Source organism: Hallerella succinigenes (assembly GCF_002797675.1).
Taxonomy (GTDB): domain Bacteria; phylum Fibrobacterota; class Fibrobacteria; order Fibrobacterales; family Fibrobacteraceae; genus Hallerella; species Hallerella succinigenes.
Map to the genome: position 1 here is coordinate 1,462,317 of NZ_PGEX01000001.1, position 15,844 is coordinate 1,478,160.

Annotated in this window: 13 protein-coding genes and 1 pseudogene; 10 read left to right on the top strand and 4 right to left on the bottom strand. The window is 46.6% G+C overall.

Translation table 11 applies throughout. The features are described 5' to 3' along the window. Positions 1 to 21: 21 nt before the first annotated feature. Positions 22 to 627 (top strand): metallophosphoesterase, encoded by a 606-nt coding sequence (locus BGX16_RS06605; RefSeq protein WP_100425340.1) that lies wholly within the window; start codon positions 22 to 24, stop codon positions 625 to 627. Here BGX16_RS06605 and BGX16_RS06610 read toward each other — a convergent pair whose 3' ends face one another. Further along, complete coding sequence (locus BGX16_RS06610; RefSeq protein ID WP_100425341.1) at positions 628 to 2,034, bottom strand: NAD(P)-dependent oxidoreductase; 1,407 nt, start codon at positions 2,032 to 2,034, stop codon at positions 628 to 630. Between the two features lie 570 nt (positions 2,035 to 2,604). Here BGX16_RS06610 and BGX16_RS14590 point away from each other — a divergent pair. After that, positions 2,605 to 2,784, top strand: a complete 180-nt coding sequence (locus BGX16_RS14590; protein ID WP_157797915.1) for a hypothetical protein — start codon at positions 2,605 to 2,607, stop codon at positions 2,782 to 2,784. Here BGX16_RS14590 and BGX16_RS06615 read toward each other — a convergent pair. The 3 genes and pseudogenes from BGX16_RS06615 to BGX16_RS06625 all read right to left on the bottom strand — a co-directional run bounded on the left by BGX16_RS06615 (position 2,781) and on the right by BGX16_RS06625 (position 4,167). After that, the gene (locus BGX16_RS06615; protein ID WP_241899484.1) at positions 2,781 to 3,362 is read right to left on the bottom strand and encodes a hypothetical protein; all 582 of its coding nucleotides are present in this window, start codon (positions 3,360 to 3,362) and stop codon (positions 2,781 to 2,783) included. The two genes, BGX16_RS14590 and BGX16_RS06615, sit on opposite strands and share 4 nt — an antisense overlap. 54 nt (positions 3,363 to 3,416) lie before the next feature. After that, a pseudogene (locus BGX16_RS15135) lies at positions 3,417 to 3,779 on the bottom strand (transposase); the annotation flags it as partial. Continuing rightward, entirely contained in the window at positions 3,730 to 4,167 is a 438-nt protein-coding gene (locus tag BGX16_RS06625) for a DUF4372 domain-containing protein (RefSeq protein ID WP_100425343.1), read from the bottom strand. The gene BGX16_RS06625 and the pseudogene BGX16_RS15135, both read right to left, overlap by 50 nt. 507 nt (positions 4,168 to 4,674) lie before the next feature. Here BGX16_RS06625 and BGX16_RS06630 point away from each other — a divergent pair. The 8 genes from BGX16_RS06630 (at position 4,675) to BGX16_RS06665 (ending at position 15,828) form a co-directional block, all read left to right on the top strand. Then, positions 4,675 to 7,851: a type I restriction endonuclease subunit R gene (locus tag BGX16_RS06630; RefSeq protein ID WP_100425344.1), complete on the top strand. Its 3,177-nt coding sequence runs from the start codon at positions 4,675 to 4,677 to the stop codon at positions 7,849 to 7,851. Between the two features lie 62 nt (positions 7,852 to 7,913). Continuing rightward, positions 7,914 to 8,297, top strand: a complete 384-nt coding sequence (locus BGX16_RS06635) for a GxxExxY protein (protein ID WP_100425345.1) — start codon at positions 7,914 to 7,916, stop codon at positions 8,295 to 8,297. Positions 8,298 to 8,352: 55 nt separating this feature from the next. After that, positions 8,353 to 9,771 carry an AlbA family DNA-binding domain-containing protein gene (locus BGX16_RS06640; RefSeq protein ID WP_157797916.1) on the top strand — a complete coding sequence of 473 codons (1,419 nt, stop codon included), beginning with the start codon at positions 8,353 to 8,355 and terminating at the stop codon, positions 9,769 to 9,771. Then, on the top strand, positions 9,761 to 11,428 hold the full coding sequence (locus tag BGX16_RS06645) for an HsdM family class I SAM-dependent methyltransferase (RefSeq protein WP_198514875.1): 1,668 nt from the start codon (positions 9,761 to 9,763) through the stop codon (positions 11,426 to 11,428). The genes BGX16_RS06640 and BGX16_RS06645 overlap by 11 nt, the downstream gene beginning before the upstream one ends. A gap of 107 nt (positions 11,429 to 11,535) precedes the next feature. Then, a complete protein-coding gene (locus BGX16_RS06650; protein ID WP_100425347.1) occupies positions 11,536 to 12,447 on the top strand; it encodes an Abi family protein in 912 nt (303 codons plus the stop codon). Between the two features lie 143 nt (positions 12,448 to 12,590). Then, positions 12,591 to 14,006, top strand: coding sequence for an ATP-binding protein (locus BGX16_RS06655; RefSeq protein ID WP_198514876.1), 1,416 nt, complete (start codon positions 12,591 to 12,593; stop codon positions 14,004 to 14,006). A 70-nt stretch (positions 14,007 to 14,076) separates the two neighbouring features. Next, a complete protein-coding gene (locus tag BGX16_RS06660; RefSeq protein WP_100425349.1) occupies positions 14,077 to 14,460 on the top strand; it encodes a GxxExxY protein in 384 nt (127 codons plus the stop codon). 66 nt (positions 14,461 to 14,526) lie between these two features. Then, positions 14,527 to 15,828, top strand: coding sequence for a restriction endonuclease subunit S (locus BGX16_RS06665; protein ID WP_100425350.1), 1,302 nt, complete (start codon positions 14,527 to 14,529; stop codon positions 15,826 to 15,828). The last annotated feature ends 16 nt before the right edge of the window (positions 15,829 to 15,844 follow it).

The following is a 15,844-nucleotide window of genomic DNA, read 5'->3' on the forward strand; positions in this document are numbered from 1 at the left end:
CCGGAATACCAGGGAATCGGTTTGCGCCCCGATTTGATTCTTTTTGGGGGCGACTTGGCGGACATTTCCGATTCGGCGCTGGATGCCGCCGGTTACGATTCGCTGTTTCGCCGGTTGACTTCCGCAGCTAAAGCGGGGGCATTCGCCGTCGTGGGAAATCACGAAGCCTTTATGGAAAGAAACGGTTCGAATCCCGTGCAATGGATGCAAAAAAACGGCATGGCCGTTCTAAACGACGAAACGGTTTGCACGCCTCTCGCCTGCATAACGGGCAGGACGGATTTTCAAATGGCGCGCGCCCGCGACATTCCCCGGAAAAATCTGGAGGAGATGCTCCCCACGGATACGAGCCTTCCCTGGATTTTGCTAGACCATCAACCCAGAGGGATTGAAAAAGATTATTCCGGAGCGCTTCCGGACTTGGCGCTTTCCGGACACACCCACAACGGGCAATTTTTCCCGGGAACGGCGATTATCCACCTCGTGTGGGAACATGCTTACGGGCCGGGAAAACTCGACGGCATCCCGTGGCTAGTTTCCTCGGGTTTGGGTTCCTGGGGGCCGCCCGTGCGCATCGGCAGCGATACCGAATTCTGGATAATCCGATTCCAAGCGGAAAGCGATTGATTATTCCATCAAATCCCGGTGGATTTTCGCTGCGGTTTCACGCCCGGTGCGAATGGCAAGCACGACCGTTTTAGGGCCATACAGGGCGTCTCCGCCGACATAAACTTTCTTTTTGGATTCTTCGCTGGCGGATTCCAGCACATCCGGTGCCGTTTTGCTGCCAATCGCCATCACGACCGTATCGCAGTCGATGACCTCCGACGCGCCTTCTACTTTAACCGGAGTCGGGCGGCCTTTTTCATCCGGCTCGCCCAAAGTGAACACGTCCAGTCTGGCGCCCTTCACTCGCCCTTCTTCATCGGCAATCAATTCGCAGGGGTTGCGGAGTTCCACAATTTGCACCCCCTCGCTTGTCGCATCGAGAACCTCCGCACGGCAGGCCGGCATTTCATTCCGGGTGCGGCGATAGACCAAACGAACCGTTTCCGCTCCCAGACGATACGCCATGCGGGTCGCATCCATCGCCACATTGCCGCCACCGACGACAATGACGTTCTTGCCGGAAGAGAGCTCCGCCCCGCGATTCGCCCGTTCCAAATAATCCTTGGCGTTGAATACGCCTTTTAAATCGATTCCCGGAATTTTGGGAACCGAGGGGACGCTCGCCCCGTTTGCGACAAAAATCGCATCGAATCCTTGCAGCAAAAGCTCGTCTATCGAAACATCCTTGCCCACATGGACTTTGGTATGGCAAACAACGCCCATCTGTTGAAGCGTCGCAATTTCATAATCCAGAATTTTCTTGGGAAGTCGGAATTCCGGGATACCGTAGCGCAGGACTCCGCCGAGCAAATCGTATTCCTCAAAAATTTCCACCTGATGCCCGTAAGCCCGCAAATCAATTGCCGCTCCGATTCCCGCAGGCCCCGAACCGACAATTGCGATTTTCTTGCCGGAGCTTTCTCCGACCGGAATCGGTTTTTTGCCTCCCAAATGCTCGCGCTCGTAATCCGCGCAAAAACGTTCCATATTCCCAAGATGTACGCCCTTTGCGGGATCTTTCAAGAGTTTTCCCAACGTGCAATTGGACTGGCACTGGCGTTCATGCGGACAGACGCGGCTGCAAATCGACGGGATAAGCGAAGTCCGCCGGATAATATCGATGGCACCCTGAAAATCGCCCGCCGCCACCCGTTCCAGGTATTCCGGAATCGGCATTCCTATCGGGCAAGCCGGAGTGCAAGTCGGCTTCTTGCATTTCAAACAACGGTTCGCTTCCAAGCGGGCCTGGGCTTCGGTAAACCCCAACGAGGATTCGTCCATGGAAGTCCGGCGGGAAATCGGATCCAGCTCCGCAGCTTCCTGCGGAGAAATCGTTCTCTTTTCTTTCACGGTCACTTCAGGGAGCCGGGCGAGTTGCGCAAGTTCCTCTTTGGCCGCCATATCCAATGCGACGATATTTTCCATAAATGGCCTTTTCCAAACGCTAAAACAACGAAAATGTATCGGTTTAAAAAATATAAAAATAGACGGAAATCCGGGATATGCGTGATGAGAGGTTCGTGGCTAGCGGGAAAAATCCCCCTTTTAAAACAGCGTGAGGCACGCGAAAGGTTTCGCAGATTCTGCGAAAGTGCGCAGCACCGACCGGAGGGTAGCCTGTAGCACGCCGACAGCCGATGGCTGGCACGCCCAGGAATTCAACGACGTTATTGCATTTCCGTCCAATAAACCCATGTAAAAACCGCCTCGGCCAACTTTTTTAACTAAAATTCATTTATAAATAAATCAAAATTCATTTATATATAATAAATTGCTTGCAAGTCAGAGACATCCTTTAAAAATACTTTTCCATTAACTAGTGTATCTCCACTTTTTGAACATCGGTTAATTTATGCACCTTACCAAAATAATCCCTTTTTCTCGGTAGCCGCTTTTGCCGAAGACGGTCTCTATGTTTCCGCGCACAGCCAGACCGTTTGGCAGACTCGCGAAATCGAAACGGATGCACTGGGAGATTACGAGGGAGAATCCTTCGTGCCTTTCATGCCCAGCTTCCTGGTGAACTGGCACCACAAGCAATTCGCGATTTCCGGCGGCTTTTTCATTATCGGTGGCGGCGGCGAAGCGAAATTCAACGACGGCCTTCCCATGATAGATCAATTTATTTCGGGCACCCGCGCTTTGCCGAATGGAAAAAGCGGTAATCGGCACTAATCGCAGTCGAGGCAAATCCACTCCACAATTCCCGAACCGTAATTATTGAATCGTTCCCGGGTGTATTTTTCGATATCGATTAAAAAGCCGACCGTGCCCGCGTTCTTGGTGCAACAACCATCGCAATCGCTGTCGGAGCACATATCGTAAACGACGGCGTCGACCGTGTAACCGTTTCGGCGAAGGCGGAATGTTTTCAATTTGTAAATGTCCCAATCCTTTTCATGGACGGCGATAATATTGTGTTCTCGAACCCATTCTTCCGTTTGCTGCTCTTCGAGGCCGGCAAACCAGCCAGCCCAAGTGCAACCGTTGTATTCAATACATTCTTCGCTCTCCGGAGCCGGATAGGATTCATACCACGTCAGCTTTGCACGATTCCACAATGTATCTTCAGCAAAAGAGGTGCTAGACGAGGATTCGGGAATCACAACACTCGCCGAATCGCTGGAACTGGATTCCACATACTTGTTTTCGTTGGCATTGCTAGAATTGTCGTCGCTGCAGCAGACCCAAAACGCACTTACCGACAATAGAGCGAGAATTTGAATGGATTTTAGAAATAATCTAGACTTCATGTATTTCAATATAACACCTAGAGACACTAGTGTCCTCTAAGAATTTAACATAAAAAGAGAAATTCCCAGAATCTGGAGAATTTCGTACAGGGGGGGGCAATTTCATGTCGTGGTGGACAATCGCGACGAGGCAATAGGTGATGATGGCGCTACATGGATCTGAATCTTCACGGAATTTTCCGACGTGCCCCAGAACTTCTTGATTTTCAGGTGCTGTTTTAGCCACTTGAAGAACAGCTCCACCAGCCAGCGATTCTTGTAGAGTTCGGCCACGCGGCTTGTCATAGAGTTTCTTCTGGCCCTAATGATAAAGAAACAGCCCAAGGAATCAATCAGCGCATGACGCCCGAAATCATTGTAGGCCCTGTCAAATACGTAATAGGAACTTGTCTCGTAGGGGATGAAGTCCACTACCGTTTACGTCGTTCACCTTGGCCTCCGTAATCAACAGGAACGAGGGAACTTGAGTTTCGACATCAAGAAGCGTATGGACTGTGACGCCGCCCTTTGTCAAGCGAAACTTCGCCCACTCAAACAGTTCCAGACAGAGGTCTATAGTCGTCGAGTCAAACGCATAGACATGTCCCCCGAACCCGAAAATTTTCTTTGCCCGTTTTTTGCGGGCGAGTTCAATCATGTAATAGGCGAAATCCTCGAAGATACGGAAATCCCTGTTCTCGTTAGCCTTCGCCAGGTTGCTTCTGGTTACATGACGAGCGACACCGAGATGGTAGCATTTTGAGCGGTGCGCATCAAAAGCGACAATCAGGGCGCGCAGCCCATCGCGATTGGAAAGTTGCTTCATTTTTTAGTGGACAGCAGTGAATTTACATAAAATAGGAGGGGATTTTAAATTTGCAATGGTTCTTTAACGATCGTCAAATGTGAAAATGAATGTGTCCGGGCCTGTTTGGCTCGGACGTTTTTTGATTGGGGTGTTAGCTAGATTGGTCAGAGATTTTGACTAGAATTTGAATGTCTAGTAATTTTTCCCAATCGGTGCGAGTCCTTTGATCGCTAGGGATGCTCCAAAAATGATTCCATATTTGATGGTTTTTGGATTTAATTTGTTCAGCTTTTTCATCGGAGATAATTTTGTTCTCGACGTAGTACATGCTTGCTCCTTTCTGCGTACATGCGAATTGGTTATTTGTGAATAACGCAGATATTTTGGTTGATATGTGTCATTAATATAACACATTTCTACTCTGCAAGTCAATGGGCTTCCAACTTTTTAATTGTCATTTTTTGCGACGGATAAAAAATTATATTCATGTAAGAGCGTTTTATACACACAAGCGATATTGTTTTTATGCCAGGTCTTTTTACGGAAGCGACACGCGTTCAACTGACTGCGATTCAACATTTGGCTCGCATCGGCTATACGTATTTGGGAAAAATTCCGGAGTCTGACGCAACGCCGGCGATTCCCTACGACCCAGAGACGAACATCCTTGTGGACATTTTTGCGGAGCAGTTCAAGAAGCTGAATCCGGCTGCGACTGTTTCTGCGCAGAGCGTACTTTCGGACATTCAGAAGGAACTGGATGACGACGATTTGGGCCAGCAGTTCTACAAGCGCTTGACTAGCTATTCTCCACTTCGCCTGGTCGATTTTGAACACCCGGAAAACAACACGTACCATTGCACGGCGGAATTCACTTGCAAGAACGGCGATGAAAGCTTCCGCCCCGACATTACGTTGTTCATCAACGGGCTCCCGCTCGTGTTTATCGAGGTTAAGAAGCCGAATAACGTAGGCGGCATGGTGGCCGAAAGCAAGCGGATGAACGATGAGCGGTTCCCGAAGAAAAAGTTCCGCCGCTTTATCAACATCACGCAGTTGATGATTTTCTCCAACAACATGGAGTACGATGCCAAGGGCGGTGTTGTTCCGATTGAAGGCGTGTTCTATTGCACGGCAGCGAAAAACGAAGCGCGTTTCAACTGCTTCAGGGAAGAGAACCCCAAGCGTGCGGCAATCGCGCCGTTCCACGCCAATTATCCTTATTTGCCGATTCCTGCGGATCTCGAAAAGAGAGTCCTGATGGATTTCAATGTTCCGGTCTTGAAAGAGAATCCGGAATACAAAACGAATCTAGACATCAACACGCCCACGAACCGCGTGCTTACTTCGATGGTGAGCCCGGAGCGTTTGCTCTTTTTGCTCAAGTATGGCATCGCTTACTTGCATGTTGAAAAGGAGAAGGACGGCCAAATCGAGAGCCGCCACGAAAAACACATCATGCGTTACCAGCAATTTTTTGCGGCCATGATTATCCGTGAAAAACTGGCAGCGGGGGCGACATCCGGCATTGTATGGCATACGCAGGGTTCGGGCAAGACGGCGCTTTCTTTCCACTTGAGCAAAGTCCTCAAGGACTATTACGCCAAGCAGAACAAAGTCGCGAAATTCTACTTTATTGTGGACCGTCTGGATTTGCTGGAGCAGGCGACCGAAGAATTGAGCAATCGCGGCCTCAAGGTGACAACGGCAAATTCCCGCACGGAACTCATGGAGCAGTTCCGCACGCAGCAGGCCTTGCAGGGCAACGCCGGTGTCGATGAAATTACTGTGGTGAATATCCAGAAGTTTGAAAATGACACCGAGAAAGTGGAAATCCCGAATTACGCCACGAATTTGCAACGCGTGTTCATTATGGACGAAGCGCATCGTGGTTACAAGCCGGGCGGATGCTTCCTTTCGAACCTTTTCAATGCCGACAAGAATGCCATCAAGATTGCACTTACCGGCACACCGCTCATCGGGAGTGAAAAGGCGAGCTGCAAGGTCTTTGGCGATTACTTCCACACGTATTATTACGACCGTTCCATTCAAGACGGCTACACGTTAAAGATTATCCGCGAAGATATCGAAACCAGTTACCGCAAAAAGCTGAACGATGCTTACGAAAGCGTGCAGAAACTGGTGGAGAAGGGTTCTGTCTCGAAGGACATGATTATTCGGCACCCCACATACGTGAAGGCGCTGCTCCGCTACATCATCAATGATTTGGCGAAGTTCCGTGCCATGCAGGGCGACAACGACCTTGGCGGCATGATTATTGCAGAATCTTCGGAACAGGCGCGAAACTTGTACAAGTTCTTCAACGAGATTCAGGACGAACTCAATGAAAACCGCATCCAGAAAATTAACTTGAAAGCGGGATTGATTCTCTTCGATAGCGACGACAAGGAAACCCGCAAGCAGATTATCAACGATTTCAAGAAGAATTACACGATTGATGTTCTGATTGTCTTCAACATGTTGCTGACGGGCTTTGACGCACCGCGCCTTAAGCGTTTGTATTTCGGTCGCAAAATCGAAGATCATAATTTGTTGCAGGCAATTACACGCGTGAATCGCCCGTACAAGAATATGAAACGCGGATTCCTGATTGACTTTGCCGACATCAAGAAAAATTTCGACGAGACCAATGCCGCGTATTTGCAGGAATTGAACCGCTACAACGATGCCGATACTGACTCAGACGATAACTTGCCCGACATGTACAATCAAGTCATGGAAGACAAGGAAGCCCTTATCAATCACATGAAGGTGGCACGTCAGGCTCTGTTCAGTTACACCACCGACAACGCGGAAGTTTTCTCTACGGAGATTTCTAGCCTTGAAGACAAGAAGGTTTTGATTGAACTGCGCAAGGCGTTGGAACTCGCCAAGGACGCGTTGAACCTTGTGCGTACTTTCGGTGACGACGCCCTTAAAAAGGACTTTGAAAAGCTGAACATCGAAAAGTTGCCGCTTATGCTTTCGGAAGTGAACCACCGCATTGCGATGATTAACCAGAAAGAGGCATGGACCAATAGCGAAGTGACTCAGTTTGCAGTGAACGAAGCCATGATGAACATCGAGTTCAACTTTAGCTGCATTGGCACGGAAGAACTGAAAATCATCGACAATGGTACGGAACTGCGAGAAAAATACAAGCGCGCACTTCGCGGATTCCTGGATAACTTCGATCACGAAGACCCTGTATTTGTTGAACTAGAACAGGAGTTCAAGCGCATCTTTGACAAGCATGGCTTTACCCCGGAAAATCTTGCCGTTTATAACGAGCAGAACCAGGCGATGAACGACATCCTGAAACGCCTCGAAGATCTTCGCAAATCAAACGACGCCCTTTTGCGCAAGTACAACGGCGACACGAAATTTGCCTACGTTCACAAGCGCATCCGCGAAGAGAACAAGGCCCGCGAACCCAAGCACCAGGCACCGATTATCTCGAAGTTTGACGAAGAAATCGTGCAGGCGCTCTTGACCATCAAGGGAACGATTGACGCGAAGGTTTTCGACCGCAACGACATTCTGAAGCAGGACGCCTACTTCGGCAAAACCGTGATGAAAGAAATTGCAGATGGGCTCGCGCAATTCCCGCAAATCAAGCCCGAAATGCCCGATTACCTGTTTATCCAGCAGCGCATCGCCAAGCAGTATATAAACCAGTATAACGCCTATTATGGAAATTAGAATGCTATAAAATAAGGAGCCACACGGATTCGATTTTCCTAACGGAAAATCAAGGAAAATGTATGATAATTAACGAGAAAGAAACGGGAAATATAATAAAGGCTTGTTTTGAAGTCCATAATGAATTAGGTCATGGATTTCTTGAAGCCGTATATCAAGAAGCGTTGGAAGAAGAATTTAAATTGCAAGGCATCCCGTATGAGAGAGAAAAACTGCTCCCTGTATTTTACAAAGGAAAAGCTCTTAAGAAAGAGTATTATGCGGATTTCATCTGCTATGATAAAATAATTGTTGAATTAAAATCTGTGAGTGTTTTGTCTAAGCCACATAAGGCTCAGGTGCTAAATTATTTGAATGCAGCAAAAAAGGATATCGGATTGTTGGTAAATTTTGGTGAAACATCGTTAAAATGGGAAAGGATAACGAATTTTAAAAAGGAAAATTAATCAGGAAAATCGTTAGATTTTCCAAATCCGTGTGGCCAAAAGAAAGGATTTAAAGATGACGATAGATGAAATCAAGCAGGGGGAATCCGACACCCTTGAATTCAAAAGAGAGATGCCTTCGAAAGACTCGAAGCTTTTGAAAACTATTGTCGCCTTTTCTAACGGCAGGGGCGGTCGGATTGTATTTGGTGTTGACAACAGAACGCTTGACATTGTTGGAATTGAAGCCAGCAAAGTTTTTAAGTTTATGGACGGTCTTGCGAACATGATTAGCGATGCAATTTATCCGCAGGTTAATCCGCGTATCACGTTTGAAACCATAGATGACAAGACCATTGTAATCGCTGATATTTTGCCCGGTCAAAACCAGCCGTATTGCCTTAAAGCCGAAGGTAGCCTTGATGGTGTATATATCCGCGTGGCCGCTACCACAAGAAAAGCAGAACGGGAGAAAATAAGGGAACTGGTTCTTTTAGGCGAAGGGAAATCATACGACAAGCTTTTCGAAAGGCATGCCCCCGCGAGTGAACAGGCTATAAAGAATCTTTGCAAAGTCATCGAGCAGTATAGCCATAAACGCTTTGTTCGGCTTGAAAACATGCTTGGATGGGGACTCCTTAAAGAGGAAAGTGGCAAATTATTTCCCTCTATTGCCTTTAGGCTGTTGGCTGAAAACGACCTGCATTTTGCCCGTATCCAGTGCGGACTTTTCAAGGGAACTGACAAAGTATATTTTCTCGACCGCAAGGAATTTGACGGCCCGCTTAACGAACAAATCGATAACGCTTACAACTTTATTTTGCAGCATATAAACATCGGTGCCGAAATTAAGGGTTTGTATCGCAAAGATGTCCCGGAAATTCCCACTGAAGTAATTCGTGAACTCATCGTAAATGCTGTGATGCACAGAAATTATCTGGCTCATTCGAATATTCAGGTTTGCATTTTTGACGATCGTATCGAAATTACGAATCCGGGCGGTCTTTATGGCGGATTGACCCTTGAAAAGATGCTGTCGGGAATTTCGAGCATCCGAAACGAACTGATTGCCGATATTTTCTTGAAGATGGGAATCGTTGAAAAATGGGGGACTGGAGTAAAGCGAGTCAGGGAACTCTGCAAGGAAAATGGCTTGGCCGATGTTGAATATTCTGCGGATGAAGACTTCTTTACCGTTGTAATTCGCAGACGCAAAAAGTTCCCCAAAAGTTCCCCGAAAGTTCCCCGAAAGTTCCCCGAAAGAATTCACCCAAAAAGTTCCCCAGAACTCCCCGAAACACTATCCGAAGGGGCTGTGAAAACATTTAAGGAATTAAAAAAGAATCCCAGTGCGTCTTCTACAGAAATCGGCAAAATTATTGGCCTTACTTCAAGGGCCGTGAAGAAACATTTCGCGATTCTTAAGGAACACGGCTTAATTGAGTATGTTGGCAGCCAGAAGGGCGGCCACTGGATTATAAAGGATGGTAAATAATACCATGAACATCAAAGACAAGACCATTGCCCTTATCGACTCCCTCAAGGCCACTTGCCAAACGTATGGCATGGGCAATGACGGCAACGAATACAAGATTATCACCCAGGTGTTTTTGTATAAGTTTATGGCCGACAAGTTCGGCTACGAACTCAAGAAAATCAATGACCCTTGTTTGAAGGCCCTCAAAAAATCTGACAAGTGGGAAGAGGAATACGCGAAACTCTCCAAGGCCGACCGCGAAAAGGTGAGCCTCTTCTTGCCGCCCGAAGTCCCGGTGTTCAAGCCCGACTACCTGATTGCAAACCTCTGGAACAAGCAGGCCAAGGGCGATTTCGACGTCATCTTTGACGAGACCATGGTCGCCATCGCGAAGGACAACCTGGACGTATTCTACACCAAGACCGCGCAAGAAACGAAAATTCCCATCTTCGAAAAGCTCACCATCTTTGTGACCGACGACGCCCAGCGTGCAAACTTCGCCCGCGCCCTTGTCGATAAACTCGTGAACTTCAGCTTCGAAGACGCCTTTGCCGAACATTACGACTTTTTCTCGGACATCTTTGAATACCTGCTCAAGGACTACAACACCGCAGGCGGCGGCAAGTACGCCGAATATTACACCCCCAAGGCCATCGCGAAAATCATGGCCCGCCTCTTGGTGGGCGATGGCGCCGACCTGCACAACGTAGAATGCTACGACCCCAGCGCAGGCACCGGCACCTTGCTCATGGCGCTCAGCCATCAGATTGGCGAAGACCGCTGCACCATCTTTGCGCAAGACATCTCGCAGCGCAGTAACAAGATGCTCAAGCTGAACCTGCTGCTGAACGGACTCGTTTCGAGCCTCGATCACGCCGTGCAGGGCGACACCCTCCTGGAACCCTACCACAAGAGCGACGACGGCAAGAGCCTCAAGCAGTTCGATTACGTGGTGAGCAATCCGCCCTTCAAGATGGATTTCAGCGACACACGCGACGACATCGAAAAGAAATGGAATGCCCGTTTTTGGGCTGGCGTGCCTAAAGTCCCGAACAAGAAAAAGGAGAGCATGGCTATCTACACCTGCTTTATCCAGCACGTGGTAAACAGCATCAAGGCAGGCGGCAAGGGCGCCATCGTAATCCCCACCGGGTTCATCACCGCGAAATCCGGCATCGAGCACAAAATCCTCGAACGCATCGTTGACGAACACATCGTCTATGGCGTGGTCAGCATGCCGAGCAACGTATTCGCGAACACCGGCACCAACGTGAGCGTGCTCTTCTTCGACAAGACCCGCAAAAAGACCGACAACGACAAAGTCACACTCGTTGACGCAAGCAAACTCGGCAAGGAATACAAGGACGCGAACGGCCTCAAGAAAGTCCGCCTCGAAGATGACGAAATCGAGAAAATCGTGACCACCTTCCGCAGGGCCAAAGCCGTCGAAGACTTCAGCGTAGTCGTGACCTACAGCGAAGTCAAGGAAAAAGGCTACAGCCTGAGCGCCGGCCAGTATTTCGACATCAAGATAGACTACGTGGATATCACCGAGGACGAATTCAACGCCCAGATGAAAGCCGACACCGAAGAACTCGCCGCCATGTTCGCCGAAAGCCACAAACTCGAAAAGGAAATCCAGAAACAGTTGAGCAACCTGAAATTTGTAAAGTAAAATCTTGATATTAGGCCTTTTATTATGTATATTTATGAACAAGAAAACCCTGCACGCCTCTTTGCAATGCGCAACCAGCGGGGTTCTTTTTTTTAGGGGAGGGTTAGGTGTCGCTAATTGCTTACAACAAACCTCCCTTGTCGTTGCAGGATCAGGCGAGACTTTTGATTTCCAGAGGACTTCAAGGAATTACGGAGTCGGAACTTGTACAGGTCCTTTCAAATATCAGTTATTACCGCCTGCGTGGATATACATATCCATATCAGAATAATGCCGTGCCGGGGAGCCCATTCCTTACTGGGGTCTGTTGGGCTTATATCAAGAACGATTACGAGTTTGATGCGGGTCTAAGGACCATTGTTTCGGAGGCTTTATCTTACATTGAAATAGCTGTTCGCACACAGATGGAATATCATCTTTCGTTATCCCATGGTTCGCGCTGGTATGAAGATTCGGCCCTGTGCAATAGCCAGAATATTTTCCGGGACAACTTGGACGAACTGCGTAAGCACTGGAACCGTTCGCGGGAGGTTTTTAAGGAGCATTATCTAAACAAATATGATTCCTCTGTTTCGCCGCCTGCATGGATGATTTTTGAAACGACCACTTTTGGTACTGTATCAAAGACCTTCTCTAACCTCAAAAACAACATTCCCGCCAAAACCGCCGTGGCCCAATATTTTGGATTCAGCCGCAATACCATGCGTGTCCTGGTAAGCTGGTTTCAGCATTTAAACCTTGTCCGTAACATTTGTGCCCATTATTCGCGACTTTTCACTAGAAGTTTTATCGTGCGACCGATGATACCGACTCACAGGCCTACAAAATGGGTTGATAGCATTCCACGACAGGACCGGATTTATTTTTCTTTGTGTATCATTACAAAGTTGTTGGATAGTTGTGCGCCAAATTATCAGTTCAAGGAAAAATTGAAAGAACTGATGAAAAAAGTTCGTCGTGATCAGCTGCCTTCATTGGGATTCCCAGAGAACTGGCGAGAACAGGATTTATTTACATAAAGAGGAAATTGAAGTTATTGATGCCACACGGATGCGATTTCCCTAACGGAAAATCAAGGAGAATTGATAACAACGTCATTGCGAGGACCCTGTAAGGGGACGAAGCAATCTAAGTGAATGTTTAATTAAAGATGGGAATAAATATGAGTTTGGAAAAAGAAATCAAACTGGGTGAAAGCCGGACCTTGGAGTTCAAACAGGAACTCCCTAGGGAATCCCACAAGTGGCTGAAGACAATCGTCGCCTTTGCAAATGGTGCCGGTGGCAGGTTTGTTGTAGGCGTCAATGATGAACGACAGGTTGTCGGCCTGCCCGCCCATGCGGACATTTTTAAACTCAAGGACTCAATCGCAGATGCCATTGCTCAGGCCTGCAACCCGCAAATTGTATTCGACATCTATCAGGAATCGGTAAATGACCGCGTTGTCTTGGTAGCGGAAGTTTTTCCTGGTAATAGCACGCCTTATTATCTCAAAAAACTTGGTATTGAAAGCGGGACATTTATTCGCCTTGGAGCCACGACCCGATTGGCCGATGCCAACACGCTGTTTGAACTGAATTTAAAGAAACAGCGCCGCTATTATGATGAACTCCCTCGTGCAGAACTGAAAGTATCCAGAAGGGATGTGCAGCGACTGTGCCGGAATTTTGAAAGTCATAGCGGAAAAAGGATTCCCAAGGATTTTCTTTTCAATACGGGCCTACTCCGTGAAGACGGCGGGTCTTTGGTTGCCACTAATGCCTATGCGATTTTTGCAGGAATCCCTGATTTCTTTTGCAAGATTCAATGTGCTCGTTTCCGCGGAAAGGACCGGGTTGAATTTTTAGACAAGAAGGACTTTGAAGGCCCCTTGCTGGATCAAGTTGACGGAGCGTTTAAGTTTGTACAAACTTATCTCAAGACGATTGTCAAGTTTGAAGGACTTTACCGTCGGGAATCTTGCGAATTGCCGGAGAAGGCTTTGCGTGAACTAATCTTAAATGCGGTTATCCACCGCAATTACATGATGAGTTCCTGCGTGCAAGTCGCGGTTTACGATGACCGCGTGGAGATTTCGTCACCTGGGGCCTTGTATGGAACGCTGACTCTGGAAGAGGCTCTTTCTGGACGGTCTTCTATTCGGAATAAACTCCTGGCATCGGTCTGCGAAAAACTGGGCGTGGTCGAAGGTTGGGGAACTGGACTCAAAAAGATTATTGATACTTGCAAGGAACTCAAGATCCGACCGCCCGAATTCCTTGAAATCGGTGATTTGCTTAGGGTCAACTTTTATAGGGCAAAAATGAGTGACCCTAATAATGACACAATAAATGACACAATAAATGACACAATAAATGATACAATAAATGACACAATAAAAACGACCAAATCGGAATCAAAGGTTTTAAAGCAGATTGAAAAAAATAATGAAATTACACGTGAACAATTGGTTGCAAATACAAACCTTTCTGATAGTACCGTTGCCAGGGCACTCAAAACTTTGCAGGAAAAAGGAATTATTGAACGAGAAGGAAGCAAGAAAATAGGCTTTTGGAAAATTCTCAATCAAGGAAAATAGATGACAGTGTTGATCAGAACGCTATAGCCACACGGATTCGATTTTCCTAACGGAAAATCAAGGAATATGTATGATAATTAACGAAAACGAAACGGGAAATATAATAAAGGCTTGTTTTGAAGTCCATAATGAATTAGGTCATGGATTCCTTGAAGCCGTGTATCAAGAAGCCTTGGAAGAAGAGTTTAAAATGCAAGGTATCCCGTATGAGAGAGAAAAACTGCTCCCTGTATTTTATAAGGGAAAACCGCTGAAGAAAGAATACTATGCGGATTTCATCTGTTATGACAAAATAATCGTTGAACTAAAATCAGTGAGTGTATTGTCGAAACCGCACAAAGCTCAAGTATTGAATTATTTGAACGCTGCAAAAAAAGATGTTGGATTGTTGGTGAACTTTGGGGAAACCTCGTTAAAATGGGAACGTATAACGAATTTCAAAAAGGAAAATTAACCAAGAAATTGCGTTAGCAATTTCGAATCCGTGTGGCAATAAAAAAGAATCTTGGTGAACTTGAATATGGAATTGAAAGAGTATAAATTAGGTGATTTGATTGAAGTGACTCGTGGCATGAGTTTGCCTGGGGAGTTCTATTCTACAGAAGGCGAATACATTCGCTTGACATGTGGAAACTTCGACTATGTGAATAATTCCTTTAAGGAAAATAAATCAAAAGACGATTTATATTATGTTGGAAAGATAAAGCCTGAATTTATAATGGAAAAGGGTGATATTATTACTCCGTTGACCGAACAGGCTATTGGATTGCTTGGATCTACGGCGATTATCCCTGAAAGCGGTAAGTATATTCAGAGCCAGGATGTGGCAAAGGTTACTTGCAAAAAAGGAATGATTGACCATGATTTTGCGTATTATTTAATTCCTTCTAAATGCGTAAAGGAACAACTTAGTGCTGCCGCTCAGCAAACAAAAATTCGTCATACATCTCCAGATGCGATAAAGGCATGCAAAGTATTTGTTCCTCCATTATCAGAGCAAAAGAAAATCGCTGCTGTTCTTTCCGCATTAGACGACAAAATCGCCCTGAACAAAAAAATGAACCAGAAACTTGAAGCAATGGCAAAACGCCTATACGACTACTGGTTCGTCCAATACGACTTCCCCGACAAAAACGGCCTCCCCTACAAAACCACCGGCGGACCCATGACCTACAACCCAACCCTCAAACGCGAAATCCCTGTGGGTTGGGAAGTGGTTCGCTTGGGAGATTTGTTTAAGACTAATCGTGGCGTTTCTTATAGCACTCCGACATTAGGTGCTGAAGGCGACGGCGTTCCCATGATAAATTTGGCATCGTTTTCTCCTAATGAATCCTATAATGAAAAGGGGATCAAATACTATAAAGGCGAATATACCGATGAAAAGGTGCTGAAACCATTTGATTTTGTCATGTGTAATACCCAGCAAACGGCAATAGATCCGCAAAAGGATATTATCGGTAGGTCTATGCTTGTGCCTGATATCTTTGATGGCGACATTGTATCTTCACACCACGTCAATACAATCAAACTTGAAAAAGAAAATTTAAAATTTTATTTGAATAGACTTTTCAATACAAAGTTCTATCATGCGTATATTTCCAAGTTCGCCAACGGCACTAATATCTTGGGACTAATATTCTCTGGTGTTGAAGATTACATGTGCGAAATTCCTTCAGATGACTTGTTAGAAAAATTTGCAAAAATTTCTTTGGATATTGAAAAGAAAAAATCTAAGATTATCAAAGAAAATCAAAAACTCACCGCCCTCCGCGACAAACTCCTTCCGCTCCTCATGAACGGCCAAGTTGTGGTAGAGTAAGATAAATTATATTTTT

Coding starts and splice junctions, on each gene's coding strand:
- BGX16_RS06625 (WP_100425343.1), bottom strand. CDS start 4,167: ATGAAGCAACTTTCCAATCGCGATGGGCTGCGCGCCCTGATTGTCGCT.
- BGX16_RS06640 (WP_157797916.1), top strand. CDS start 8,353: ATGACGATAGATGAAATCAAGCAGGGGGAATCCGACACCCTTGAATTC.
- BGX16_RS06630 (WP_100425344.1), top strand. CDS start 4,675: ATGCCAGGTCTTTTTACGGAAGCGACACGCGTTCAACTGACTGCGATT.
- BGX16_RS06635 (WP_100425345.1), top strand. CDS start 7,914: ATGATAATTAACGAGAAAGAAACGGGAAATATAATAAAGGCTTGTTTT.
- BGX16_RS06660 (WP_100425349.1), top strand. CDS start 14,077: ATGATAATTAACGAAAACGAAACGGGAAATATAATAAAGGCTTGTTTT.
- BGX16_RS06615 (WP_241899484.1), bottom strand. CDS start 3,362: ATGAAGTCTAGATTATTTCTAAAATCCATTCAAATTCTCGCTCTATTG.
- BGX16_RS06655 (WP_198514876.1), top strand. CDS start 12,591: ATGAGTTTGGAAAAAGAAATCAAACTGGGTGAAAGCCGGACCTTGGAG.
- BGX16_RS06610 (WP_100425341.1), bottom strand. CDS start 2,034: ATGGAAAATATCGTCGCATTGGATATGGCGGCCAAAGAGGAACTTGCG.
- BGX16_RS06645 (WP_198514875.1), top strand. CDS start 9,761: ATGGTAAATAATACCATGAACATCAAAGACAAGACCATTGCCCTTATC.
- BGX16_RS06665 (WP_100425350.1), top strand. CDS start 14,527: ATGGAATTGAAAGAGTATAAATTAGGTGATTTGATTGAAGTGACTCGT.